The sequence below is a fragment of the Herbiconiux solani NBRC 106740 genome (genome assembly GCF_001571005.1).
Classification (GTDB): Bacteria; Actinomycetota; Actinomycetes; order Actinomycetales; family Microbacteriaceae; genus Herbiconiux; species Herbiconiux solani.
Map to the genome: position 1 here is coordinate 53,541 of NZ_BCST01000004.1, position 23,240 is coordinate 76,780.

Genomic DNA, 23,240 nt, shown 5'->3' on the forward strand with positions numbered 1-23,240 from the left:
CCGGCGCCTAGCGCCGGGTCGCGTCCTGCACCTCGCCGACGAGCTCCTCGATGATGTCCTCCAGGAACAGGACGCCTGTGGTGAGCCCGGACTCGGTGAAGGTGCGGGCCAGGTGCGCCCCGGAGCGCCGGAGGAACGCCAGGGCGTCCTCCAGCTCGGCCTTCTCGAAGATGGAGGGCAGCTGACGGATGCGCTTGGCCGGGATCGGCTCGTCGAACTCGTCGTCGTCGAGGTCGATCACGTCTTTCAGGTGCACGTAGCCCGAGGGCAGGCCCTCGTCGTCGAGCAGCACGTAGCGCGAGAAGCCGTACTTGGCGACCGCGCGCTCGACCTCGGCGGGCGTCGCGTCGGCCGGGAGACTGACGAGCGACTCGAGCGGCACCGCGACGTCGGACGCCGTCTTCGACGTGAACTCGAAGGCGGCCGTGAGCGTGCCGGTGCGGTCCGAGAGCACGCCCTCGCGGGTGGACTGCTCGACGATGGTCTCGACCTCGTCGAGCGTGAAGGCACTCGCGGCCTCGTTCTTGGGCTCCACCCGGAACAGGCGCAGCACGCTGTTCGCGGTCGCGTTGAGCGCCACGATCACGAAGCGGAAGATGCGGGCGATGCCGACCAGCGGGGGCGCGAGCAGCAGCACGGCCTTGTCCGGCATCGAGAACGAGATGTTCTTCGGCACCATCTCGCCCAGCACCACGTGCAGGAACGACACCAGCAGCAGCGTGAAGACGAACGCGATCGTCCCCGTCGCCTCTTCCGGCAGCCCGGTGAGGTGCAGCGGCCCCTCGAGCAGGTGATGGATGGCGGGCTCGGAGACGTTCAGGATGAGCAGGGAGCACACCGTGATGCCGAGCTGGGTGGTCGCGAGCATGAGCGTCGCGTGCTCCATCGCGAACAGGGCGGTCTTGGCGCTCGCCTTGCCCTGCTCAGCCAGCGGCTCGATCTGCGAGCGGCGTGCGGAGATGACGGCGAACTCGGCCGCGACGAAGAAGGCGTTGCCCGCGAGCAGCACCACGAGCCAGACGATCCCGAGCCAGTCAGCCATTGCGGGCCTCCTTGTCGTTCTGCCTCGCGAGGGCCTCGGCGGCCTGGTCGGCGCGGTCGGCCTTGTCGGCCTTGCGGAAGTCGTCCGCGGAGGTGTCGCCGGAGGCGTCAGAGCTGTCCTCGGTCGTGTCCTCGGCCGGGATGAACCGGAGCCGGTCGATCCGCCGCCCGTCCAGCCGCTCCACCCGGAGGGCGCCGTCGGGGAGGTCGACGGTGTCGCCGACCACCGGGAGCCGGCCGAGCCTCGACATCACGAATCCGGCCACGGTCTCGTAGGGTCCTTCCTCCGGCACGGCGATGCCGGCCTGATCGGCGAGCTCGTCGGGGCGGAGCATCCCGGGGAACGTCGTGGCGCCCCGCGACCGGATGACGCCGGCCCGGGTGCGGTCGTGCTCGTCGGCCAGCTCGCCGACGAGCTCTTCGACCAGGTCTTCGAGCGTCACGACGCCCGCCGTTCCGCCGTACTCGTCGATCACGACACCCATCTGGTAGCCGCGGCCACGCAACTCGCCGAGCAGCACGTCCAGGGTCATCGTCTCCGGCACCCGGATGGTCTCGGTCATGATCGCGACGACCGGCACCTCGCTTCGCCGGTCGCGCGGGATGGCGACGGCCTGCTTGACGTGCACGAGCCCGACGATGTCGTCGATGTCCTCGTCGACGACCGGGAAGCGGGAGTGCCCGGTCGAGCGCGCGAGATCCATCACGGATGCAGCGGTCTCGCTCCGTTTGACGCTCACGATCCGCGGGCGCGGGGTCATCACGTCCGAGGCGTCGTGCGAGGAGAACAGGAGCGTGCGGTTCAGCAGCGTCGCCGTGTCGACGTCGAGGCTGCCCTCCATCGCCGAGCGCCGGACGAGGGAGGAGAGCTCCTCCGCCGTGCGCGCACCGGACAGCTCCTCCTTGGGCTCGATGCCGACCAGGCGGAGCAAGCCGTTGGCGCTGCCGTTCAGCACGCGCACCGCGGGCCGGAAGACGGCGGTGAACACGAGCTGGAACGGCACCACGATCTTGGCGGTCTTCAGCGGCAGCGCCAGCGCGAAGTTCTTCGGCACCAGCTCGCCAATGATCATCGACAGCAGGGTCGCGAAGGCGATGCCCACGGTCGCGCTGATCGGCGTGACCGCTCCCTCGGGGATGCCGACGGCCATCAGCGGATCCCGGAGCAGGCTCGAGATCGCCGGCTCCATCGTGTATCCGGTGAGGAGCGTGGTGAGGGTGATGCCGAGCTGCGCGCTGGAGAGGTGCGTGGAGGTGTGCCGGAGGGCGGTGATCGCCGGCTGCAGCCCCTTCTCCCCGCGCTCGGTGCGCGCCTCGAGGTCGGAGCGGTCGAGATTGACCAGCGAGAACTCGGAGGCGACGAAGAAACCGGTGCCGATCGTCAGCAGCAGGCCGACGCCGAGCATGACCCACTCAAAGACCACGGTGGCTCCCGCTCTCGAGGAGGGCGTGGCGGGGAGGGCAGCCGTCTCCGACCATCGTCAGGACGGGCAGGAAATGCGCAGAGGGAGGGTCGTCCATTGTCCGTCGAGTATAGCCGCGCTCACCAGCTGACCGGCAGGGCCTTGCCCTCCTCGTAGCCCGCTGCGGACTGCAGTCCGACGAGCGCGCGGTCGTGGAACTCGGCCAGGGTGGATGCCCCGGCGTAGGTGAACGAGCTTCGGACGCCCGAGGTGATCATGTCGAGCAGGTCCTCGACCGACGGGCGCAGCGGGTCGAGGTAGATGCGGCTCGACGAGATGCCCTCGGCGAACAGCGTCTTGCGGGCGAGGTCGTAGGCGTCCAGGCGCCCGAACCGCTCCTGCACGGCCTTGGTCGAGGCCATCCCCCAGCTCTCCTTGTAGAGCCGGCCGTCCGCATCCGTCCTCAGCGTGCCCGGCGCCTCGATCGTGCCCGCGAACCACGAGCCGATCATCACCGAGGAGGCACCGGCCGCCAGTGCCAGCGCGACGTCGCGCGGGTACCGCACTCCCCCGTCGGCCCAGACGTGGGCGCCGCGCTCGTGCGCCGCCGAGGCGGTCTCGAGTACCGCCGAGAACTGCGGGCGGCCGACCGCGGTCATCATGCGGGTGGTGCACATGGCGCCCGGCCCCACTCCGACCTTGAGGATGTCGGCACCGGCGTCGACCAGGTCGTTGACGGCCTGGGCGGTCACGACGTTTCCGGCCGCGAGGGGAACCCCGAGCTTGGCGTCCCGGAGTGCGCGGAGCGCGCGGAGCATCCCCTCCTGGTGGCCGTGCGCGGTGTCGACGACGAGTACGTCGACCCCGGCAGCGACGAGGGCCTTCGCCTTGCCGACGACGTCGCCGTTGATGCCGACGGCGGCCGCGACCCGGAGCCGGCCGTCCGCGTCCAGTGCCGGCCGGTAGATCGTGGCCCGGAGCGCACTCGTGCGGCTGAGAGTGCCGACGACGGCGCCGTGCCGGAGCACGGGAGCGAACTCGATGTCGGCGGCGACCATGGCGTCGAAGGCCTCGCGCGGCCCGGCGAGGTCGTCGGCCGCGAGGGCGGTCAGCGCGCCGTGCAGCTGGGCGCCCTGCAACAGGTCGCCGAGCTGGGCGTCCGGCAGAGCGGTGGCGAGGCGGGATGCGGCGATGCAGCCGAGATACGAGCCGTCGGCCTCATGCAGCACGAGTCCCTGACCGGCGACAGCGGGCACCTGGAGCAGAGCCTCCTCGACGGTCTGCTCGGGGCCGAAGACGAAGGGGGTGTCGAACTCGACCGGCTGGTCCTTCACCCAGCGGATCGCGGCCGCGAGCTCCTGCAGCGGCATGTCCTGCGGCAGCACGCCCAGACCGCCGCGGCGGGCGAGCGTGGCGGCCAGCCGAGGGCCGGTCACGGAGTTCATGTTGGCCGACACGATCGGGAGGGTCGCACCCGTCCCGTCCTCCGGCGCCAGCGACACGTCCAGGCGCGAGGTCACCGCCGATCGCGACGGAATGAGGAACACGTCGGAATAGGTCAGGTCGTCTCGGCCGGGGCCGCCATAGAACTCCATGTGAACACGCTAAACCCGCCCGCCCATGACCCGACGACGGCCGGGGAAGGTTTAGGGTTGTTGGTGCACGTGTCCACGCGTGAACAGCAGCGCAGCAGACACCGGCACGTGCCACACGTGAGGCAACGGGAAGTGGGCGATAGGCTTTGGCTAGCCAAGTGACGGGTACGAGCACCGACGAAGGCGCATCAGGAGAATTCGGCGCGAACGAATGGCTGGTGGACGAGCTCTACGAGCAGTACCTCGCCGACAAGGATTCGGTCGACAAGTCGTGGTGGCCGGTGCTGGAGAGCTACCGCTCCCACGTGTCGGGACAGGCAGATGCGGCTCCTGCCGCTCCGGCAGCGGCATCCGGGCCGTCCGAGGCCGCCGTGGCCGACGCAGCCACCACTGCTGCTCCTGCCGCCCCTCCTGCTTCTGCGACGCCGTCGCAGGGTGACGTGCCGCCGGCTCCGCCCACGCAGCCGGTCGCCAAGACCACGAGCCTCGAGGCCAAGCCGCAGCCCATCCCGGCCGAGGCGCCCGCCGCCCGGTCGACCGCCGAGCAGGACGCCGAGCAGGCCGAGAAGGACGTCGTGTCCCCGCTCCGCGGCATGGCCAAGTCCCTCGCCACCAACATGGATGCGAGCCTCACGGTCCCGACGGCGACGAGCGTCCGCTCGATCCCGGCGAAGCTGCTGATCGACAACCGCATCGTGATCAACAACCACCTCCGCCGGTCGCGCGGAGGCAAGGTCTCCTTCACCCACCTGATCGGCTGGGCGCTCGTCCAGGCGCTCAAGGAGTTCCCGAGCCAGAACGTCTACTACGACGAGGTCGACGGCAAGCCCTCTGTGGTCGCCCCGGCGCACGTCGGTCTCGGCATCGCCATCGACATCCCGAAGCCCGACGGCACCCGCGCCCTCCTGGTCCCCGGCATCAAGCGCGCCGACACGATGAGCTTCAACGAGTTCCTCGCCGCCTATGAAGATCTGGTTCGCCGTGCCCGCGCCAACAAGCTCACGGCCACCGACTTCCAGGGCACCACGATCTCGCTGACCAACCCGGGCGGCATCGGCACCGTGCACTCCGTGCCGCGCCTGATGAAGGGCCAGGGAGCCATCATCGGCGCCGGCGCCCTCGAGTACCCGGCCGAGTTCCAGGGTGCCTCGCCGAAGGTGCTCTCGAACCTCGGTATCGGCAAGGTCATCACGCTCACCAGCACCTACGACCACCGCGTCATCCAGGGCGCCGGGTCGGGCGAGTTCCTGAAGAAGGTGCACGAGCTGCTGCTCGGCGAACGCTCCTTCTACGAGAACATCTTCGCCGAGCTCCGCATCCCCTACGAGCCGATCCACTGGGCCGCCGACATCAGCGTCGACGAGGCCAGCGCGATCGACAAGACGGCCCGCGTGCAGGAGCTGATCAACGCCTTCCGCGTCCGCGGCCACCTGATGGCCGACATCGACCCGCTCGAGTACCGCCAGCGCACCCACCCCGACCTCGACATCGCGAACCACGGGCTCACCTTCTGGGATCTCGACCGCGAGTTCGTGACCGGGGAGTTCGGTCTCACCCGCCAGGCCTACCTCCGCGACATCCTCGGCGTCCTCCGCGACTCCTATTGCCGCAAGATCGGCATCGAGTACATGCACATCCAGGATCCCGCGCAGCGTCGCTGGATCCAGGAGAAGGTCGAGCGCCCCTATGCCAAGCCCGGGCACGACGAGCAGATGCGCATCCTCGAGAAGCTGAACGAGGCCGAGGCCTTCGAGACCTTCCTGCAGACCAAGTACGTCGGCCAGAAGCGCTTCTCGCTCGAGGGCGGCGAGTCGACCATCGCCCTGCTGGATGCGATCATCCAGGGCGCGGCCGAGGAAGGCCTCGACGAGGTCGCCATCGGCATGGCACACCGCGGCCGCCTCAACGTGCTCACCAACATCGCGGGCAAGACCTACGGTCAGATCTTCCGTGAGTTCGAGGGCACGCAGGATCCGCGCACCGTGCAGGGCTCGGGCGACGTGAAGTACCACCTCGGCACCGAGGGCACCTTCACCGCCTCCGACGGCAAGGAGATCCCGGTCTACCTGGCCGCGAACCCCTCGCACCTCGAGGCCGCCGACGGCGTGCTCGAGGGCATCGTCCGCGCGAAGCAGGACAGGAAGCCGATCGGCACCTTCTCGACGCTGCCCATCCTCATCCACGGTGACGCCGCCCTCGCCGGGCAGGGCGTCGTGGTCGAGACGCTGCAGATGTCGCAGTTGCGCGGCTACCGCACCGGCGGCACCATCCACGTCAACATCAACAACCAGGTCGGCTTCACGACTCCCCCGTCGGAGTCGCGCACCTCGGTGTACTCCACCGACGTGGCGAAGACCATCCAGGCGCCGATCTTCCACGTGAACGGCGACGACCCCGAGTCGGTCGTGCGGGTGGCCCAGCTGGCCTTCGACTACCGCCAGCAGTTCCACCGCGACGTCTTCATCGATTTGATCTGCTACCGCCGGCGCGGGCACAACGAGGGCGACGACCCCTCGATGACCCAGCCGCTGATGTACAACTTGATCGAGGCCAAGCGCTCGGTCCGGAAGCTGTACACCGAGGCCCTCGTCGGCCGTGGTGACATCACCGAAGAAGAGTACGAGGCCGCGCACCGCGACTTCCAGGACCGCCTGGAGCGCGCGTTCGCCGAGACCCACGCCGCGCAGACCTCCTCGATCCCGGTGATCACGGAGGACATGAACGCGGTCGCCGATCTCGAGCGCCCCGAGTCGCAGCGCGACGACAGCGAGAAGACGCCGTTCGACACCGCGGTCTCGGAGAACACGATCCGCCTCGTCGGCGAAGCCTTCGACAACCCGCCCGCCGGGTTCTCGGTGCACCCGAAGTTGCAGCAGCTGCTCTCCAAGCGGCTCGAGATGAGCCGGAGCGGCAGCATCGACTGGGCCTTCGGCGAGCTGCTCGCGCTCGGCTCCCTGCTGACCGAGGGCACCCCGGTGCGACTGGCCGGTCAGGATGCACGCCGCGGCACCTTCGTGCAGCGTCACGCCGTTCTGCACGACCGCGAGAACGGGCAGGAGTGGCTGCCGCTGGCGAACCTCTCGGACAACCAGGCGCGGTTCTGGATCTACGACTCGCTGCTCAGCGAGTACGCCGCGATGGGCTTCGAGTACGGCTACTCGGTCGAGCGGCCGGATGCCCTGGTGCTGTGGGAGGCGCAGTTCGGCGACTTCGCCAACGGAGCGCAGACCATCATCGACGAGTTCATCTCGTCGGCCGAGCAGAAGTGGGGCCAGCGCTCGTCGCTCGTGCTGCTGCTGCCGCACGGCTACGAGGGTCAGGGTCCCGACCACTCCTCCGCCCGGATCGAGCGGTTCCTGCAGCTCTGCGCCGAGAACAACATGACGGTCGCGCGGCCCTCCACGCCCGCGTCGTACTTCCACCTGCTGCGCCGCCAGGCCTACGCCCGGCCGCGGAAGCCGCTGATCGTCTTCACCCCGAAGGCCATGCTGCGACTGCGCGGTGCGACCAGCTCGGTCGAGGAGCTCACCTCGGGCCGCTTCGAGCCGGTGCTGGACGACGCACGGATCACCGACAAGGGTGCGGTCACGAAGGTGCTCCTGCACGCCGGCAAGGTGCACTACGACCTCGCGAGCGAGCTGCAGAAGAACCCGAACGACGCGATCGCGCTGGTGCGGATGGAGCAGTTCTACCCGCTGCCGCTGGAGGAGCTGAACTCGGTCGTCGAGCAGTACCCCAACGCCGAGCTGGTGTGGGTGCAGGACGAGCCGCAGAACCAGGGCGCCTGGCCGTTCATCTGCACCGAGCTGGCCTCGCGCCTGGACGGTCGCACGATCTCGGTCGTCTCCCGCCCCGCGGCGGCGTCGCCCGCCGCCGGTTCCGCGAAGCGTCACGCCACGGAGCAGAGCAACCTGATCGCTAGAGCGCTGAGCTAAGCGTTCCAGACGCAAGAACGGCCCCGACCCGCACACGCGGGATCGGGGCCGTTCTCATCTGACGTCAGTTGAGCTGGACCGCACGCAGGCGTGCCAGGAGCTGGTCCCGCAGTTCGTCAGGAGCGGTCTCCTTGCAGGCGCGCTGCACGGTCTGGGTGAGCACGATGCCGATGTGGAGCTCGGACTGACAACCCTCGCAGGTCTCCAGGTGCGCGCGGATCTCCGCCGCATCCGTTCGGCAGATCTCGTTGCGGAAATACTCCTCGAGCTCGGCCCGGGCCTTGTCGCAGCCGCAGTCAGTCATTTCTTGCTCCCTTTGACGTTCGTCGCGGCGGCCATACCGCGCTCGCGTGCGTAATCGGTGAGAAGGCCCCGGAGCAGTCGCCGGCCTCGATGCAGGCGACTCATGACCGTTCCGACAGGGGTCTTCATGATGTCGGCTATCTCCTGGTAGGAGAAGCCTTCGACGTCGGCCAGGTAGACGGCCAGACGGAAGTCTTCGGGGATCGACTGCAGCGCCTCTTTGACATCGCTGTCAGGCAGGTGGTCGATCGCCTCCGCCTCGGCGGAGCGGCTCGACAGCGACGCGGTGACCGACTCGGCCGTGCCGAGCTGCCAGTCCTCCATGTCGCTCGTCGACCCCTGGTAGGGATCGCGCTGCTTCTTGCGGTACGTGTTGATGAACGTGTTCGTCAGGATCCGGTAGAGCCACGCCTTGAGGTTCGTGCCCTGCTCGAACTGCGCGAACGCCGAATAGGCCTTGACGAAGGTCTCCTGCACGAGGTCTTGGGCGTCGCTCGGGTTCCGCGTCATGCGGAGGGCGGCGCCGTAGAGCTGATCCAGGAACGGGATCGCCTGCTCCTCGAAGAGGGCGCGCGGATCGGGCGCGACAGGGTCGGGCGAGACGGGGTCGGGCGTGGGAGTGCTCATCAGCGCCCAGTCTACGACCGGCTCGGTCAGCAGTGCGGTTGCCATCTGCGTGCTCCACCTCCCAGTGATCCCTCGTCCATGATCCTTCGTCCGACTATTCTCATAACCGATGCCCGTTTCCAGATATTCCACTCCGCAGTTCAATCCTTACGGCGACGACAGTCCGATCGTCACGGAGGAGCACTGGCCCGCGCCCCGAGCCGAGGCGCCGATCGACGCCGTCCTCACGCTGCCGGGGTCGAAGTCGCTGACCAATCGCGAGCTCGTCCTGTCGGCTCTGGCCTCCGGTCCCTCCCTGCTCCGCGCCCCCCTGCACTCGCGCGACTCCGACCTCATGGTCGAGGCGCTGCGGTCACTCGGCACGGTCATCACCCCGGTCACCGGCGACGGCGCCTACGGGTCCGACCTCGCGATCACGCCCGCCGACGAGCTGCTCGGCAGCACGACGATCGACTGCGGACTGGCCGGCACCGTCATGCGCTTCCTGCCCCCGGTCGCCGCGCTCGCGCTCGGCCCGACCACCTTCGACGGCGACGAGGGCGCCCGGCGGCGGCCGATGGCCACGACCATCAGCTCGCTCCGCGAACTGGGTGTCGACATCGGCGACGACGGGCGCGCGGCGCTCCCCTTCACCGTGCACGGCAGCGGCCGTGTGGCCGGCGGGGCGCTCACGATCGACGCCTCCTCCTCGAGCCAGTTCGTCAGCGGACTCCTGCTGACCGCGGCCCGGTTCGACGACGGCCTGCAGCTCCGCCATGAGGGCGCCCGGCTGCCGAGCCAGCCCCACATCGACATGACGGTCGCGGCGCTGAAGGCGCGCGGCGTGACCGCGAGCTCGGACGGCGACGGCCATTGGAGCGTCGCCCCGGGCCCCATCGCCGGCCGTGAGGTCGACATCGAGCCCGACCTCTCGAACGCGGCGCCGTTCCTGGCGGCCGCGCTGGTCGCCGGCGGCAGCGTCACAATCAGCGGCTGGCCGAGCGACACGACCCAGGTCGGCGCCGACCTCGCGACGATCCTGCCGCTGCTCGGCGCGACCGTGACGCAGGACGGGGATCGCCTGACGGTCACCGGCACCGGCGTCATCCGCGGCATCTCGATCGACCTGTCGACCGGCGGCGAGCTCGCCCCCGCCATCGTCGCGCTCGCGGCGCTGGCCGAGGAGCCGAGCGAGATCATCGGCATCGGCCACATCCGGCACCACGAGACCGACCGGCTCGCCGCCCTGGCGACCGAGATCAACAACCTCGGCGGCGAGGTGACCGAGCTGCCCGACGGTCTCGCGATCACGCCGAGGCCGCTGCACGGCGGGGTCTGGTCCAGCTACGCCGACCACCGGATGGCGACGGCCGGCGCGATCATCGGCCTCGCGGTCGACGGCGTGCTGATCGACGACATCGCCACCACCTCGAAGACCCTCCCCCAGTTCCCGGAGCTGTGGAAGAGCATCCTGCCGGCGCGCGCATGAGCTGGTGGACCGACGGCGACGCCGACGACGAGGACGAGTTCGACGCCTTCGACGAATCGACGATCCGGGTGCGCCCGAATCCGAAGGGCAACCGCCCACGCACCAAGACCCGTCCGGCGCACGAGGATGCGGTGCCGGGCCGAATCATGACGGTCGACCGTGGGCGGTTCTCGGTGCTGGTCGGGGAGGACACCCCCGACGAACGCGAGATCACCGCCTCCCGCGCGCGCGAGCTCGGCCGCACCCCGATCGTCACGGGCGACTGGGTCGACCTGGTCGGCGACTCATCGGGCGAGGTCGGCACCCTGGCGAGGGTCGTGCGGGTGCACGAGCGCAGCACGCTGCTGCGGCGCTCGGCCGACGACTCGGACGCGGTGGAGCGGGTGATCGTGGCGAACGCCGACCAGATGCTGATCGTCGTCGCGGCCGCGAACCCCGAGCCCCGGGCGCGCTTGATCGACCGGTACCTGGTGGCCGCGTTCGATGCCGGCATCACGCCCATCCTCTGCATCACGAAGACCGACCTCGCCGACCCCTCGCAGCTGCTCGCGGAGTTCGCCTGCCTCGACATCCGAGTGGTCACGCTCTCGCGCGACGAGGTGCCGATCGAGGAGCTCACCGAGCTGCTGGTCGGGCACACGACGGTCACGGTGGGGCACTCGGGTGTCGGCAAGTCGACCTTGGTGAACCAGCTCGTGCCAGGGGCCGACCGCGCGACCGGCGTCGTCAACACGGTCACCGGGCGCGGGCGGCACACCTCGTCGTCCACGATCTGCCTGCGGTTGCGGGCCGCCGACGGCCGTTCGGGCTGGATCATCGACACCCCGGGTGTGCGGTCGTTCGGGCTCGGGCACGTCGACCCGGCGAACATCCTCAAGTCGTTCGCGGCGACCGCGCGCATCCCGGACGGGCCGCCGCCGGGAGGCATCCCGCTCACCGAGGCCCACGACTGGGAGATCGTCGACCGGGTCGAGGCCGGCGAGCTCGGCGACAGCGGGCGGGCGCGCCTGGAGTCGCTGCAGAAGCTGATCGCGCACACGGCCTGAGCGGCGGCTGCTCTAGCCTGGACGGGTGACCGACTCGACCTCTGCTGCTTTTGCTGCTTCTGCTCCCTCACTCGCGGACGATCTGTCGCTGGCCCTCCGGCTGGCCGACCTGGCCGACGCGGTGTCGCGCGACCGGTTCCGGTCGAACGATCTCGAGGTGACGACGAAGCCCGACATGACGCCGGTGTCGGATGCCGACAAGGCGGTCGAACAGGCGATCCGCGCCGGGCTCGCGAGCGAGCGCCCCGGCGACTCGGTCTTCGGCGAAGAGTTCGGCACCGAGGGCGAGTCCGATCGGCAGTGGATCATCGACCCGATCGACGGCACCGCCAACTACGTGCGGGGCGTTCCCGTCTGGGCGACCCTGATCGCACTGGTCGTCGACGGCGTGCCGCTCGTCGGCGTCGTCAGCTCGCCGGCCCTCGGCCGGCGCTGGTGGGGCGCGCGGGGCCTCGGCGCCTTCACGACCGACGCCCTCGACGGCGGTACGGATGCGGTGCGCGCGATCCGTGCATCCGGGATCGCCGACCTTGCCGACGCCTCGATCAGCTACAACAGCTTCAAGGGCTGGGACGAGGAGGGGCGGCTGCCCGAGCTCACCGCCCTGGCCCGGGCGGTCTGGCGCACGCGGGCCTACGGCGAGATGTGGTCGTACATGATGGTCGCCGAGGGTCAGCTCGAGGTGGCGGCGGAGTTCGACCTGCAGCCGTACGACATGGCGGCGCTCATCCCGATCATCGAGGAGGCGGGCGGGCGCTTCAGCTCGGCCGAGGGGTCGCCGGGCCCGTGGGGCGGGAGCGCGCTCGCGACCAACGGACTGCTGCACGAGGCCGTGCTGGGGATCATCCGGCCCGCGTGACGGGGTCAGCCCTCTAGCGGTGGAGGGTTCCCAGCTCGGTCCCGGCCTGATCGGCGACCGTGGCGACCCCATCGGCGATCGTGAGGGTGGCGGCGCCTGTGAGCCAGGTGTCGACGCCCTCGCAGAACATCTCGGTCGCGGAGAGTTCGGCAAGCGTGATCACGCCCTTCTGACCCGCCGACCACGTGCCCGAGAGGCTGTTGCAGCCGTCGGAGCCGGTGACCTTCCCGTCGGGCCCGAGGGTGAGTTCGGCGCCAGGCGGCTGGTCGGACGACCAGGTGCCCGTGACCACGGCCGCAGCGTCTTCGGCGTAGGTGGAGCACCCGCTGAGCGACAGTGCCGCGAGGAGGCCCAGCGCGGCGAACCCCGAGCGGATGGCGGTCGTGGCGGCGCCGTGCGCCGTCGGGTGGAGCGTGGTCATGGGGTTCCCTCCTCGTTGCGACCACGCTAACAGCGGGTGCCCGCCCGCTCCTGCGGAGAGGCTCAGATGTTCGCGGCGAAGCTGCCCATGACGTGTTCGATGGCGGGCAGGTCGGCCGGATCCGCGATGGCCACCGAGACGACGATCACGTAGCTCGCGTCGCTGGGCTGGGCGACGACGATCACGTAGTCGCTCTGGCCGCCGCAGCCGCTGAAGTACCGGTACTGTCCCTCGTAGACGCCGTCGGAATAGGCATCCGCACTGACCGGGGTGCATTGGGCGGTGAGGCCAGCGAAGGTCTCGAAGATCGCGTCGGGGGTCAGGTCCGGTGCCGCCTCGGCGGCTGAGATGGTGACTCCCGAGGTGCCCCAGGATTCCTCGAACGCCTGGAGGTTCGTGCTCGCCCGCACGTCGAGGAACTCGTGACCGCCCGGGCCGGCGAACGAGGCACCGTCGACGTCGGCCCAGTCGACTGGAACGTCGACGCTGAGAACGCCCGTGTCGTCGGTGATCGTGGTGTACTCGCGCCCGTCGTCGCCGCCGGCCGCGGAGGCGCCGATGCCGGGAACCGTGACCTGCTCGAGCGCCGACCCGTTGAACTGCCCGCGGTAGAACGCGTCCTCCGAGGGGCGGTAGACGTCGACGTCGATGGTGCCGTCGTCGCCCTGGGTCTGGATCACGTCGCAGTACTCCTCGAGCGTGCCGTCGGCGGCCAGCGTCGTGCCGGCCATTCGCAGCAGGACGTCACCCGGCACGATGCCCGCCTCGTCCGCCGGCGACCCCGCCTTCACCGAGCTGACCCAGACGCCGACCGGGCTGCCGTCGTCGTCGGTGGGCAGGGCCTGCGCATTGACGCCGAGGCTCTGCACGTCCTCCCCCGCGATCAGCTTGTCGAGCACCTCGCGGGTCTCGTCGCGGTGGATCGCGAAGTTCGAGTCGAGCTCGCCGACGCTGGCGTAGTTGACGCCGACCACCTGCCCTTGAGCGTTGACCAGCGGCCCGCCGGAGTTGCCGGGCCGGATCTTGGCGTCGTGCTCGATGATGTGGTCGATCGAGGCCCAGGCCGTGCGGCCGGTCGTGTCGTTCTTCGAGACGATGCCCTCGGTGAGGGTGAACGCGGGGTCGCCGAGCGGATAGCCGGCCGCGTAGACCTTCTCGCCCGTCGTGATGTCGTCCTTCTGCCAGGTGAGGAACGGGAGGCCGCCGCCCTCGACCTTGACCACGGCCAGGTCGAGGCACTCGGACGACCCGAGCAGGCGAGCGTTGTGCTCGTCGCCGCCTCCGCCGATCGTGACCTTAGTGGTGCCGGCCCCAGCGACCACGTGGTTGTTCGTGACGATCAGACCGTCGGCCGAGATGAGGAACCCGGATCCGAGACCGGCCTGCTCGGCCGTCTGCCCGTCCTCCGGGTTCGCGAAGCTGCCCTCCGACTCGATCTGCACGGTCGCCGACTGCACGGCGTCGAATCCGCCACCGGACCCTCCGCCGGAACAGGCGGCGAGCGTTCCCACGGTCACCAGCACGGCGGCGGCAGCCAGGGGGCGAAGGGCAGAGGTGGCGATCATGGCGGGCTCCCGGTCGTGAGGATTTCTCTGGTGTCGGATCAGCATAGCGGTAACGAGACATCCTCACCTCCAGGAATTCGATCGAACCGGGATCTAGACTTGAGAGCGATGAGACTCCTCCTGATCCGCCACGGCCAGACGATCGACAACGTCCGAGGGGAGCTGGGCACCGCGATCCCCGGGCCCGGACTCACGGCGCTCGGGCGTGCCCAGGCCGCCGCCATCCCCCAGGCGCTCGAGGGCGTGCCGATCGACGCGATCTTCGCCTCGGTCATGGTGCGCACCCAGGAGACGGCCGCTCCCCTCGCCGCCGCCCGCGGGCTCACGCCCGTCGTGCTCGACGGCCTGCAGGAGATCACGGCCGGCGACCTGGAGGGCCGCTCCGACAAGGAGGCGGTCCGCACCTACCTGACCACGCTCTTCGCGTGGTGGACCGACTTCTCCGCGCGCATCCCCGGCGGGGAGGACGGCACGGAGTTCTACGCGCGGTACGACCGGGCGGTGGCCGCGATCCGCGAGCTGCACCCGGACGCGACGGTCGCGATCTTCAGCCACGGCGCCGCGATCCGCACCTGGGCCGCGTGGTCGTCGGAGAACGTCGACGCCGAGTTCAGCCGCACCCACGGGCTCGAGAACACCGGCATGGTGACGCTGGAGTCGACCGAGACCGGGTGGGTCATGGTCGACTGGCACGAGGATCCGCTGGGCGGCGACGCGCTGGAGGACGAGAGCGCGCCGGATCCCACCGGCGAGCCCGTGGCCTAACATCGGAGCATGACCACCCCGACGCCTCCGCTGGACACCGCGCATTTCGAGGTCTGGGCCGATTTCGTGCTCGGCTACACGCGCGTCATGCGCCTGATCGAGAAACGGCTCCGAGCCACCGCGGGGCTCACCTGGGCGCAGTACGACGTGCTCTACAACCTCAACAACGGCCCGGGCGAGGGCCTGTCGGTGACCGGCCTGTCCCGCACCCTGCTCTACAGCAGCGGATCGGCGAGCAATCTGGTCGGCAGCATGGAGAAGGCCGGCCTGGTCGATCGTGAGCAGTCCTCCAGCGACCGGCGGGTGAGCCTCATCCGCACGACGGAAAAGGGCCGCTCGGCGTTCGAGGCGGCCACGGTCGCTGTGCTCGAGGTCGTGCGAGACGAGTTCGCGGCGCCCCTCACCGACGCCGAGCTGCCGGCCGTCGCCGCGTTCCTCCGCCGAATCCGCGAGGCCGACCCGAACCTCGCCCGCCCCCCGTACAACCTCCCCGTCACCCTCCCCTGAGTGTTCCCCGCCTTACGGCCGGGTGACGAGAGCGACCAGGAGCACGACCACCATCGGCGACACCATGAATGCGCCGACGATGACCCACCACGACGACACGGATGCAGCCGCGACCACCCGCACGTGGGTGCGCGCCGACACCGACAGGCCCTCCCCGAGCCGGTGGACGATGTCGTCACGACGAGCCATCCGGCGAAGGACGTGCCGAAGACCGCGGCGGTCGCGAGTGCGAACTTCGCGAACCCCACCGCTCGCCGACCCAGCACCGACACCTCGGCGACCGGTCTCAAGGGCGGATGTACGGCACAGATCGCGGCCCCGATCAGCGCGATGACGAAAGCAGCGGCGAGAACAAGAGCGAGCACGACGACGACGGTGATTTCGATCATGCCGCCACGTTAGGAGCCACCTCCGACACGGAGGAACGGGAGGGGGATCAACGGCGTGCGACAGCGGCCGGGTGGTGGAGATGGGGGGAATTGAACCCCCGTCCATCGCTGTGATTCTGCGCCTTCTACGGGCGTAGCCTGTTGAGGCGTTCTACTCGGCTCCGACCTTTGCTACAGGCATCTAGGTCGACGAGCCCAGTCACAGTGCAAGTCCCGCATGACCCTGAGACACGATCATGCAGCAATCTCTCTAGATAATGCCGGAACCCGGGTAGAGAGCATTCCCGGACCGACAGTTGCTATTTAGCTAGGAAGGAAGACCTAGGCCGCGAGGGCGAAGGTGGCCTTCTTGGCCGCAACAGTGCTGTTTGAATTGGCACTTATAGTTTGCGGAGGGCGTTAACGAGATAACCCCGCATCCTCGACCCGCTTCTCGCAGTTTCGCAGGCAATGTCGAAACCGATCATCCCCGCGGTGGGTCGCTGTCGCACGCTGTTGAGTTTCCAATCGCTGCCCGGGACGAATCCCGCGCAGCCTTCAACTATACCGCATGGAATATCGTTGAAGCATGTCTGAGACCATCATCACCGTCGCCGGTCACGGCCGTCTGCGACGGAACCCGGAACGAGCCCGCGTGCGCATCGGCGTCGGCTTCGAGGGATCCAAGCGCGACAGCGTCCTGGCCGCCACCCGCGCGGCCCACGAATCGCTGACGGGCTCGCTCGAGTCCATCCTCGACGAGGTGAACGGACCGGTGGTCAACTGGCACTCCGAGCAGATTCGGGTCTGGGGTCAGCGCCCCTGGAGCCAGGACGGCACCCGCCTCCCGGTCGAGTTCCACAGCGCCGTCTTCGTCGACGCCGAGTTCGACGACTTCGAGGCGCTCTCCGAGTGGATCGACGTGGTCGCCATCCGCGAGGGCGTCGCCATCGACGGCATCGAGTGGCTCCTCTCCCGCGAGACCGAGGCCGTGCTGCACACCGAGGCCCGGCACGAGGCGATCGCGGATGCGCTGACCAAGGCCCGCGAGTACGCCGACGCCCTCGGGCTCGGAGAGCTCGCGGCACTCTCGATCTCCGACCCGGGCCTGCTCGACGACCCGGTCGCAGCCGGCGGTGGCCGGCCGATGGCGATGATGGCCTCGGCCAAGTCCGTGCCGGGCGGCGGCGGGATGGAGCTCCGGCCCAGCGCGATCGAGATCGAGGCGGCCGTGCACGCGCGCTTCCGCGCCGAGAGCGGTCTCGTCTGATGGCCGCCGTCTCCAACGCCCCCGCCCTGCCCGAGCTCTCCGGCCGCACCTACGTCGTCACCGGCGGCACGGGCGGCCTCGGCTACTGGGCCTCCGAGCAGCTCGCGGCCGCCGGAGCCACCGTGGTGGTCGCCGCCCGCAGCGCCGAGAAGGGCGCGGCCGCACTCGCGTCCCTCGAGCGCAACGTGCCGGGAGCCGACGCCCGGTTCGTTCGGGTGGATCTCGCCGATCTCGCGTCGGTCGAGGAAGGCGCCGCCGAACTCGCCGCGCTCCCCCGCATCGACGCCCTGATCGCCAACGCGGGCATCCTCTCGACCGGCGGCGGCCGCACCGAGACGGTCGACGGCTTCGAGACAATGATCGGTACCAACCTGCTCGGCCACTTCGCCCTGATCGGCCGGCTCCTCCCCGCCCTGCAGGCCAACGAGGGCGCCCGGGTCGTCAGTCTCGGCAGCATCAGCCACGAGTTCAATCAGCTCGACCTCGACGACCTGCAGAGCGACCACGGCCGGTTCAAGCAGTTCGCCAGCTACGGCCGGTCGAAGCTCGCCGTGATGACCTTCGCGTTCGAGCTCGACCGGCGGCTGCGCGCGGCCGGCTCCACCCTGGCGAGCCTGGTCGCGCATCCCGGGTTCGCTCTCGACGAGCTCTCCCCGCACCGCGACATCCTGCCCGAACCGAAGACCGCCGGCACCCTGAAGCGCACGGCCTACCAGGTGGTCGCCCAGGGCAAGGATGCGGGCGCCTGGCCGATCGTCGCCGCCGCGACCGACCCGCAGGCGGCTGGGGGCCAGTACTGGGGCCCGGACGGCTGGCGGCAGCTGAAGGGCCGGCCTGCCGTGGTGACGGCGAAACCCTACTCCCGCGATCCCGCCGTCGGCCGCCCGCTGTGGGACGAGGCGGAGCGCCTCACCGGGGTGAGCTACGCGCTCTGAGGCCTAGGCCCAGGCCGGGCCGACCCCGAGGTGGAGACCCTGGCTGGCGCCCAGGCCGAGCCTTCGGGCTAGTCGCCCAGATTCCGGCGCCCCGAGATCGCCCGGTCGGCCTCGCGCTTGTCCTGCCGCTCCCGCAGCGCCTGACGCTTGTCGTACTCGCGCTTGCCCTTGGCGACCGCGAGCTCGACCTTGGCGCGCCCGTCGCTGAAGTAGAGCTTCAGCGGCACGAGCGTGTAGCCGCCCTCTTTGGTCTTGTTGTGGATCTTGAGGATCTGCTCCTTGTGCAGCAGCAGCTTGCGCTTACGCCGAGGCGGGTGGTTGTTCCACGTGCCCTGGTTGTACTCCGGGATGTGCACGGCATCCAGCCACGCCTCGCCCCCGTCGATGAAGGCATAGCCGTCGACCAGCGACGCCCGGCCCTCGCGCAGCGACTTCACCTCGGTGCCGGTGAGCACGAGGCCCGCCTCGTAGGTGTCTTCGATCGTGTAGTCGTGTCGCGCCTTGCGGTTGGTCGCGACGACCTTCTCTCCGCGTTCGCGTGGCACGGTTCACTCCTGGGGTCGGGGGCGGGAAACAGATGATGGGCCGCCGGCATGCGGCAGCCCATCATTCTATGCCTGGTCTAGACCTTCAGGTAGCGCGTGATCGCGAACTTCGCCGAGAGCGCAGCGAGCAGAGCTCCCATCACGATCAGCACCGGCGCCACCAGGAACGCGTCGCTCAGATCGACGAAGGAGGTGAACGGCAGGTTCACGACGAGGTAGTCGCGCACGAAGAACTTGACGATCGCGACCATCGCGGCACCGGCGAGCACCGAGCCGATCAGCGACGCGATGATTCCCTCGAGGATGAACGGGGTCTGGATGAACCGGTTCGACGCGCCCACCAGGCGCATGATCCCGATCTCCCGTCTCCTCGAGAACGCCGAGAGCCGGATCGTCGTGGCGATCAGCAGGACGGCGGCCACGAGCATGAGCGACGCGATGCCGATCGCCGTGTAGCTGGCGGCGTTCAGGATGGAGAAGATCTGCTCGAGGTAGCTCCGCTGATCGGTCACGCTGTCGACGCCCGGGAACCCTGAGAGGCTCTCGACCAGCACGTCGGACTGCGTCGGGTCCTTGAGGTTGACCCAGAAGGTCTCGTTCAGCAGGTCGGAGGTGACGTACTCGGTGACCGGATTGCCGGCGAACTGCTTCTGGAAGTTCTCGAACGCCTGCTGGTGATCCTCGAAGTAGAACTTGTCGATGAACGGGGAGAGCGTCGAGCCCTGGAGCTGCGCCTCCACGGCGTCCTTCTGGTCTTGATTGGCCTCGCCGCCGGCGCAGTTCTCGCCGCCGGAGGTCGCGGTGCACATGTAGACGGCGACCTGGGCCTTGTCGTACCAGAAGTTCTTCATCTGGCCGATCTGCATCTGCAGCAGGATCGCGGCGCCCACGAAGGTGAGCGAGATGAAGGTGACGAGGACGACGGAGACCACCATCGACACGTTGCGACGGAGGCCGGTGCCGACCTCGCCGAGGATCAGTGCGAATCTCACGTCGTCGGCCCCACGTTCTGGTCGTTGTCGCGGGCGGCAGGGGCGCCGGGCGCGCGCAGGCCGAGCTTCTCGGCCAGGGTGAGCGACTCGGTGGCCGGGTCGCGAGGATCGGGTTGCTGCTGCTGCGGCGGCATCAGCGGGGCGACGGGCTGCGGCTGCGCGGGCTGCTGCTGGGGCGCGGATGCGGGCTGCTGATACTGCGGCACGGTCACCGGCTCTCGCACCTGCTCGGTCTCGGCCGGGTACTGCACCGGGGTCGAGGTGGTGACCGGCGGCAGCGGAGGAGCACTGCGCGGGGGCGTCACGTGGGGCTGGGCGGGCCCGGCCGGACGGACGAGACCCTCGGAGAGGGCGATCTCGGCGGTCAGCCCGGAGTCCTGCAGAGCGATCTCCGCGGTCATCCCGTAGCCGCCCTGGTCTTCGTCACGCACGATCTGCCCGCTGACGAGCTCGATCACGCGGCGCTTCATGTGGTCGACGATCGCGTTGTCGTGGGTTGCCATGACGACGGTCGTGCCGCCGGCGTTGATGCGCTCGAGCACGGTCATGATGCCCGCGCTGGTCGAGGGGTCGAGGTTTCCGGTCGGCTCGTCGGCCAGCAGGACGGCGGGCTTGTTGACCACCGCGCGGGCGATCGCCACGCGCTGCTGCTCGCCTCCCGAGAGCTCGTGCGGCAGCCGGTTCGCCTTCTCGGCGAGACCGACCATCTGCAGCACGTCCGGGACGGCCTCCTGGATGAATCCGCGCGACTTTCCGATGACCTGCAGCGTGAACGCGACGTTGTCGAAGACGTTCTTGCCGGGCAGCAGGCGGAAGTCCTGGAAGACGACTCCGAGGTTGCGCCGGAAGTAGGGGACCTTGCGATTCGAGATCGCGTTCAGATCCTGCCCGAGCACGTGGATGTTGCCGGCGGTCGGCCTGTCCTCCTTGAGGATCAGGCGGAGGAAGCTCGACTTGCCCGAGCCCGAGGCGCCGACGAGGAAGACGAACTCCCCGCGGAGGATCTCGAGGTCGACCGAGTTGAGTGCGGGCCGCTTCGTGCCCTTGTAGGTCTTGGTTACCTGATCAAACCGAATCATGACGTGATGACTCTAAGCAGGGCCCCGGCTAATCGACCGCGCGACTCGCTGGACTCGCCGATTCATAGGATTCTTACGATCCGTCGGTGGGGGCGGCTCGCCCCGCGAACCTCAGTCCTGCTTGCGCTTGCGCCACTTGATCCCGGCGGCGATGAACCCGTCGAGGTCGCCGTCGAACACCGCGGAGGGGTTGTTGACCTCGAAATCCGTGCGCAGGTCTTTGACCATCTGGTACGGCGCCAGCACATAGCTGCGCATCTGGTCTCCCCAGCTGGCCGTGATCACGCCCGCGAGCTCCTTCTTCTGAGCCGCCTCCTGCTCACGCTGGATGATCATCAGCCGCGACTGCAACACCCGGAGGGCTGCGGCGCGGTTCTGGATCTGGCTCTTCTCGTTCTGCATCGACACCACGGTGCCGGTGGGGAGGTGCGTGATGCGCACCGCGGAGTCGGTGGTGTTCACCGACTGGCCGCCGGGGCCGCTCGAGCGGAAGACGTCGACCCGGATGTCGCTCTCCGGGATCTCGATCACGCCCGCCTCCTCGATCAGCGGGATGACCTCGACGGCGGCGAAGCTGGTCTGGCGCTTACCGGCCGCCCCGAACGGGCTCATCCGCACCAGACGGTGGGTGCCGGCCTCGACGCTCAGGGTGCCGAAGGCGTAGGGGGCGTCGATCTCGAAGGTGGCGGACTTGATGCCCGCCTCCTCCGCGTAGCTCGTGTCCATCACCGTGGTGGAGTAGTTGTGCTTCTCGGCCCAGCGCAGGTACATCCGCATCAGCATCTCGGCGAAGTCGGCCGCGTCGACCCCGCCGGCACCCGAGCGGATGGTGATCACGGCGGGCCTCGGATCGAACTCGCCGTTCAGCAGGGTCTGCACCTCGAGCTCGCCGAGCACCTTCTGGATGGCGGTCAGCTCGACCCGCGCCTCCTCGGCCGATTCCTCGTCGCCCGCCTCGTTCGCGAGCTCGACCAGCACCTCGAGATCGTCGAGCCGGCTCTGGATGCTCTCGATCTTCGCCAGCTCGCCCTGCCGGTGGCTGAGGGCGCTCGTGACCTTCTGCGCCTTCGCCGTGTCGTCCCACAGGTCGGGGACGCCGGCCTCCTCGCTGAGCCGCGCGATCTCGGCGGTCAGTGCGTCGACGTCGACCACCGATCGGATGTCGTCGAAGGTGCTTCGCAGCTGTGCGATCTGTTCTGAGAGGTCAATGTCCAACATCGTGCGCCCAGTCTAGCGGCGGGAAGGTAATTCACAGGCGTAAAGTAGTTCAGATGACGACCGTGACCGACGACTTCCGCTTCCGGTCGATCGCGCTCCCCGCACTGCTCCCGTCGCTCCTGTTCGGGATCGGCGAGGGAGCGGTCATCCCGGTCATCCCCGCCGTCGCCTCCTCGCTCGGTGCGGGCCTGGCCGGAGCCGGCCTGATCGCGGCGATGATCGTCGTGGGGCAGCTGGCCGGCGACATCCCGAGCGGCTGGGTCGTCTCGAAGATCGGCGAACGGCGCTCGATGATCGCCGCCGCCATCCTGTCGATCGGCGCCGTGACGCTCGCCCTGTTCGCCGTGAACGCGGCGATGTTCGGGATCGCCATCTTCCTGCTCGGCCTGTCGGCGGCGGTCTTCGCCCTCGCCCGGCAGGCGTTCATGACCACCTTCGTGCCCGTCCGCATCCGGGCCCGCGCCCTCTCGACCCTCGGCGGCTCGTTTCGCGCGGGCTGGTTCATCGGGCCGTTTCTCGGTGCGCTGCTGATCGGGGTGACCGGGTCGGTGGAGACCGCGTTCCTCCTGCACATCCTCTGCGCCGTGATCGTGCTGGTCGTGCTCCTGGTGATGAACGACCCGACCGAGACCATGACGCGGCCCGACACCGGGCAGCAGTTCGTGCAGGAGGAGTCCAGCGGACTGTTCCGCACCATCTGGGAGAACCGCGGAGTGCTGGTGCGCGTCGGGTCGGGTGCCGGCGTCGTGGGAGGTCTCCGTGCGAGCCGGCTCGCCATCCTGCCGCTCTGGGCCGTCAGCATCGGGCTGTCGGAGCAGACCACCGCCCTCATCGTGGGCGTCGGTGCCGCCGCCGACTTCGCGCTCTTCTACACCAGTGGCCAGATCATGGACCGGTTCGGCCGGCTGTGGAGTGTCGTGCCCTCGATGATCGGGATGGGGCTGGCGCTCCTCACGCTCTCGTTCACGCACGATCTGCCCGGAGCGGTGCAGTGGTTCATCGTCGTCGCGATCGTCATGGGCGTGGCGAACGGGGTCGGCAGCGGGATCATCATGACCCTCTCGGCCGATCTCGCCCCGAAGCGGGATCCCGCCCCCTTCCTCGGCGCGTTCCGGTTCACGGCCGACGCGGGAGCAGCCCTCGCTCCGCTCGCCGTCTCGGCGATCGTCGCGGTCGCCTCCCTCTCGCTCGCGACCGGGATCGTGGGCGTCGTGGGGATCGCGGGCGCCGGCATCCTCGCCCGCAACATCCCCCGTTATGTGCCCCACCGGAAGGCCGCCTGACCCGCCCACGGGTCG

Annotated in this window: 21 protein-coding genes and 1 other RNA gene; 9 read left to right on the forward strand and 13 right to left on the reverse strand. The window is 69.3% G+C overall.

All coding sequences use genetic code 11. From position 1 onward, the window contains the following. Positions 1–7: 7 nt before the first annotated feature. From HSO01S_RS07965 to guaB1, 3 genes are all read right to left on the reverse strand, one after another. A complete protein-coding gene (locus HSO01S_RS07965; RefSeq protein ID WP_066040207.1) occupies positions 8–1,042 on the reverse strand; it encodes a hemolysin family protein in 1,035 nt (344 codons plus the stop codon). After that, a complete protein-coding gene (locus HSO01S_RS07970; RefSeq protein WP_084361456.1) occupies positions 1,035–2,447 on the reverse strand; it encodes a hemolysin family protein in 1,413 nt (470 codons plus the stop codon). Before HSO01S_RS07970 ends, HSO01S_RS07965 begins: the two co-directional genes overlap by 8 nt. A 137-nt stretch (positions 2,448–2,584) precedes the next feature. Then, the gene (gene guaB1, locus HSO01S_RS07975; RefSeq protein ID WP_066040208.1) at positions 2,585–4,039 is read right to left on the reverse strand and encodes a GMP reductase; all 1,455 of its coding nucleotides are present in this window, start codon (positions 4,037–4,039) and stop codon (positions 2,585–2,587) included. Positions 4,040–4,185: 146 nt separating this feature from the next. Here guaB1 and HSO01S_RS07980 point away from each other — a divergent pair, with 146 nt between their 5' ends. Next, the gene (locus tag HSO01S_RS07980; protein WP_084361457.1) at positions 4,186–7,974 is read left to right on the forward strand and encodes a multifunctional oxoglutarate decarboxylase/oxoglutarate dehydrogenase thiamine pyrophosphate-binding subunit/dihydrolipoyllysine-residue succinyltransferase subunit; all 3,789 of its coding nucleotides are present in this window, start codon (positions 4,186–4,188) and stop codon (positions 7,972–7,974) included. 64 nt (positions 7,975–8,038) lie between these two features. Here HSO01S_RS07980 and HSO01S_RS07985 read toward each other — a convergent pair whose 3' ends face one another. Both HSO01S_RS07985 and HSO01S_RS07990 read right to left on the reverse strand, forming a co-directional pair. Then, on the reverse strand, positions 8,039–8,278 hold the full coding sequence (locus HSO01S_RS07985; protein ID WP_066040213.1) for a zf-HC2 domain-containing protein: 240 nt from the start codon (positions 8,276–8,278) through the stop codon (positions 8,039–8,041). Beyond that, positions 8,275–8,904: a sigma-70 family RNA polymerase sigma factor gene (locus HSO01S_RS07990; RefSeq protein WP_174522976.1), complete on the reverse strand. Its 630-nt coding sequence runs from the start codon at positions 8,902–8,904 to the stop codon at positions 8,275–8,277. Before HSO01S_RS07990 ends, HSO01S_RS07985 begins: the two co-directional genes overlap by 4 nt. Before the next feature lie 109 nt (positions 8,905–9,013). Between HSO01S_RS07990 and aroA the strand changes: the two genes are divergently transcribed. Genes aroA through HSO01S_RS08005 form a run of 3 tightly spaced genes read left to right on the forward strand, consistent with a single transcriptional unit; the run spans position 9,014 to position 12,277 of the window. Continuing rightward, on the forward strand, positions 9,014–10,372 hold the full coding sequence (gene aroA / locus HSO01S_RS07995) for a 3-phosphoshikimate 1-carboxyvinyltransferase (protein WP_066040216.1): 1,359 nt from the start codon (positions 9,014–9,016) through the stop codon (positions 10,370–10,372). Next, on the forward strand, positions 10,369–11,418 hold the full coding sequence (rsgA, locus tag HSO01S_RS08000) for a ribosome small subunit-dependent GTPase A (RefSeq protein ID WP_066040219.1): 1,050 nt from the start codon (positions 10,369–10,371) through the stop codon (positions 11,416–11,418). Before aroA ends, rsgA begins: the two co-directional genes overlap by 4 nt. 25 nt (positions 11,419–11,443) lie before the next feature. Beyond that, entirely contained in the window at positions 11,444–12,277 is an 834-nt protein-coding gene (locus HSO01S_RS08005) for an inositol monophosphatase family protein (protein ID WP_066040221.1), read from the forward strand. A 13-nt stretch (positions 12,278–12,290) separates the two neighbouring features. On the opposite strand, the gene HSO01S_RS19050 is transcribed toward HSO01S_RS08005, so the two are convergent. Beyond that, on the reverse strand, positions 12,291–12,698 hold the full coding sequence (locus HSO01S_RS19050) for an META domain-containing protein (RefSeq protein WP_066040223.1): 408 nt from the start codon (positions 12,696–12,698) through the stop codon (positions 12,291–12,293). Positions 12,699–12,760: 62 nt separating this feature from the next. Beyond that, a complete protein-coding gene (locus tag HSO01S_RS08015; protein ID WP_066040225.1) occupies positions 12,761–14,263 on the reverse strand; it encodes a S1C family serine protease in 1,503 nt (500 codons plus the stop codon). A gap of 108 nt (positions 14,264–14,371) precedes the next feature. Here HSO01S_RS08015 and HSO01S_RS08020 point away from each other — a divergent pair, with 108 nt between their 5' ends. Together HSO01S_RS08020 and HSO01S_RS08025 are read left to right on the forward strand one after the other, a co-directional pair. Beyond that, complete coding sequence (locus HSO01S_RS08020; RefSeq protein ID WP_066040227.1) at positions 14,372–15,028, forward strand: histidine phosphatase family protein; 657 nt, start codon at positions 14,372–14,374, stop codon at positions 15,026–15,028. Positions 15,029–15,037: 9 nt separating this feature from the next. Then, positions 15,038–15,535: a MarR family winged helix-turn-helix transcriptional regulator gene (locus HSO01S_RS08025; RefSeq protein ID WP_066040229.1), complete on the forward strand. Its 498-nt coding sequence runs from the start codon at positions 15,038–15,040 to the stop codon at positions 15,533–15,535. A 12-nt stretch (positions 15,536–15,547) separates the two neighbouring features. Here HSO01S_RS08025 and HSO01S_RS18700 read toward each other — a convergent pair whose 3' ends face one another. Both HSO01S_RS18700 and ssrA read right to left on the reverse strand, forming a co-directional pair. After that, on the reverse strand, positions 15,548–15,724 hold the full coding sequence (locus tag HSO01S_RS18700) for a hypothetical protein (protein ID WP_157078965.1): 177 nt from the start codon (positions 15,722–15,724) through the stop codon (positions 15,548–15,550). Positions 15,725–15,996: 272 nt separating this feature from the next. Beyond that, positions 15,997–16,395, reverse strand: a transfer-messenger RNA (tmRNA) gene (gene ssrA, locus HSO01S_RS08030). Positions 16,396–16,492: 97 nt separating this feature from the next. On the opposite strand from ssrA, the gene HSO01S_RS08035 reads away from it, so the two are divergent. Both HSO01S_RS08035 and HSO01S_RS08040 read left to right on the forward strand, forming a co-directional pair. Continuing rightward, a complete protein-coding gene (locus tag HSO01S_RS08035) occupies positions 16,493–17,173 on the forward strand; it encodes an SIMPL domain-containing protein (protein ID WP_066040231.1) in 681 nt (226 codons plus the stop codon). Further along, positions 17,173–18,108: an oxidoreductase gene (locus HSO01S_RS08040; protein ID WP_066040233.1), complete on the forward strand. Its 936-nt coding sequence runs from the start codon at positions 17,173–17,175 to the stop codon at positions 18,106–18,108. Before HSO01S_RS08035 ends, HSO01S_RS08040 begins: the two co-directional genes overlap by 1 nt. Positions 18,109–18,176: 68 nt before the next feature. Here the strand turns inward: HSO01S_RS08040 and smpB are convergent, their stop codons facing one another. The 4 genes from smpB to prfB all read right to left on the reverse strand — a co-directional run bounded on the left by smpB (position 18,177) and on the right by prfB (position 21,942). Further along, positions 18,177–18,653, reverse strand: coding sequence for an SsrA-binding protein SmpB (gene smpB / locus HSO01S_RS08045; RefSeq protein ID WP_066040235.1), 477 nt, complete (start codon positions 18,651–18,653; stop codon positions 18,177–18,179). Positions 18,654–18,730: 77 nt separating this feature from the next. Further along, positions 18,731–19,645, reverse strand: a complete 915-nt coding sequence (gene ftsX / locus HSO01S_RS08050; protein WP_066040237.1) for a permease-like cell division protein FtsX — start codon at positions 19,643–19,645, stop codon at positions 18,731–18,733. Beyond that, a complete protein-coding gene (gene ftsE / locus HSO01S_RS08055; protein WP_084361462.1) occupies positions 19,642–20,724 on the reverse strand; it encodes a cell division ATP-binding protein FtsE in 1,083 nt (360 codons plus the stop codon). The genes ftsX and ftsE overlap by 4 nt, the downstream gene beginning before the upstream one ends. 111 nt (positions 20,725–20,835) lie before the next feature. After that, positions 20,836–21,942 carry a peptide chain release factor 2 gene (gene prfB / locus HSO01S_RS08060; RefSeq protein WP_066040239.1) on the reverse strand — a complete coding sequence of 369 codons (1,107 nt, stop codon included), beginning with the start codon at positions 21,940–21,942 and terminating at the stop codon, positions 20,836–20,838. 53 nt (positions 21,943–21,995) lie between these two features. Here prfB and HSO01S_RS08065 point away from each other — a divergent pair, with 53 nt between their 5' ends. Next, positions 21,996–23,225: an MFS transporter gene (locus HSO01S_RS08065; RefSeq protein WP_066040241.1), complete on the forward strand. Its 1,230-nt coding sequence runs from the start codon at positions 21,996–21,998 to the stop codon at positions 23,223–23,225. The last annotated feature ends 15 nt before the right edge of the window (positions 23,226–23,240 follow it).

Coding starts and splice junctions, on each gene's coding strand:
- HSO01S_RS07965 (WP_066040207.1), bottom strand. CDS start 1,042: ATGGCTGACTGGCTCGGGATCGTCTGGCTCGTGGTGCTGCTCGCGGGC.
- HSO01S_RS07970 (WP_084361456.1), bottom strand. CDS start 2,447: ATGCTCGGCGTCGGCCTGCTGCTGACGATCGGCACCGGTTTCTTCGTC.
- guaB1 (WP_066040208.1), bottom strand. CDS start 4,039: ATGGAGTTCTATGGCGGCCCCGGCCGAGACGACCTGACCTATTCCGAC.
- HSO01S_RS07985 (WP_066040213.1), bottom strand. CDS start 8,278: ATGACTGACTGCGGCTGCGACAAGGCCCGGGCCGAGCTCGAGGAGTAT.
- HSO01S_RS07990 (WP_174522976.1), bottom strand. CDS start 8,904: ATGAGCACTCCCACGCCCGACCCCGTCTCGCCCGACCCTGTCGCGCCC.
- aroA (WP_066040216.1), top strand. CDS start 9,014: ATGCCCGTTTCCAGATATTCCACTCCGCAGTTCAATCCTTACGGCGAC.
- rsgA (WP_066040219.1), top strand. CDS start 10,369: ATGAGCTGGTGGACCGACGGCGACGCCGACGACGAGGACGAGTTCGAC.
- HSO01S_RS19050 (WP_066040223.1), bottom strand. CDS start 12,698: ATGACCACGCTCCACCCGACGGCGCACGGCGCCGCCACGACCGCCATC.
- HSO01S_RS08015 (WP_066040225.1), bottom strand. CDS start 14,263: ATGATCGCCACCTCTGCCCTTCGCCCCCTGGCTGCCGCCGCCGTGCTG.
- HSO01S_RS08020 (WP_066040227.1), top strand. CDS start 14,372: ATGAGACTCCTCCTGATCCGCCACGGCCAGACGATCGACAACGTCCGA.
- HSO01S_RS08025 (WP_066040229.1), top strand. CDS start 15,038: ATGACCACCCCGACGCCTCCGCTGGACACCGCGCATTTCGAGGTCTGG.
- HSO01S_RS18700 (WP_157078965.1), bottom strand. CDS start 15,724: ATGGCTCGTCGTGACGACATCGTCCACCGGCTCGGGGAGGGCCTGTCG.
- HSO01S_RS08035 (WP_066040231.1), top strand. CDS start 16,493: ATGTCTGAGACCATCATCACCGTCGCCGGTCACGGCCGTCTGCGACGG.
- HSO01S_RS08040 (WP_066040233.1), top strand. CDS start 17,173: ATGGCCGCCGTCTCCAACGCCCCCGCCCTGCCCGAGCTCTCCGGCCGC.
- ftsE (WP_084361462.1), bottom strand. CDS start 20,724: ATGATTCGGTTTGATCAGGTAACCAAGACCTACAAGGGCACGAAGCGG.
- prfB (WP_066040239.1), bottom strand. CDS start 21,942: ATGTTGGACATTGACCTCTCAGAACAGATCGCACAGCTGCGAAGCACC.
- HSO01S_RS08065 (WP_066040241.1), top strand. CDS start 21,996: ATGACGACCGTGACCGACGACTTCCGCTTCCGGTCGATCGCGCTCCCC.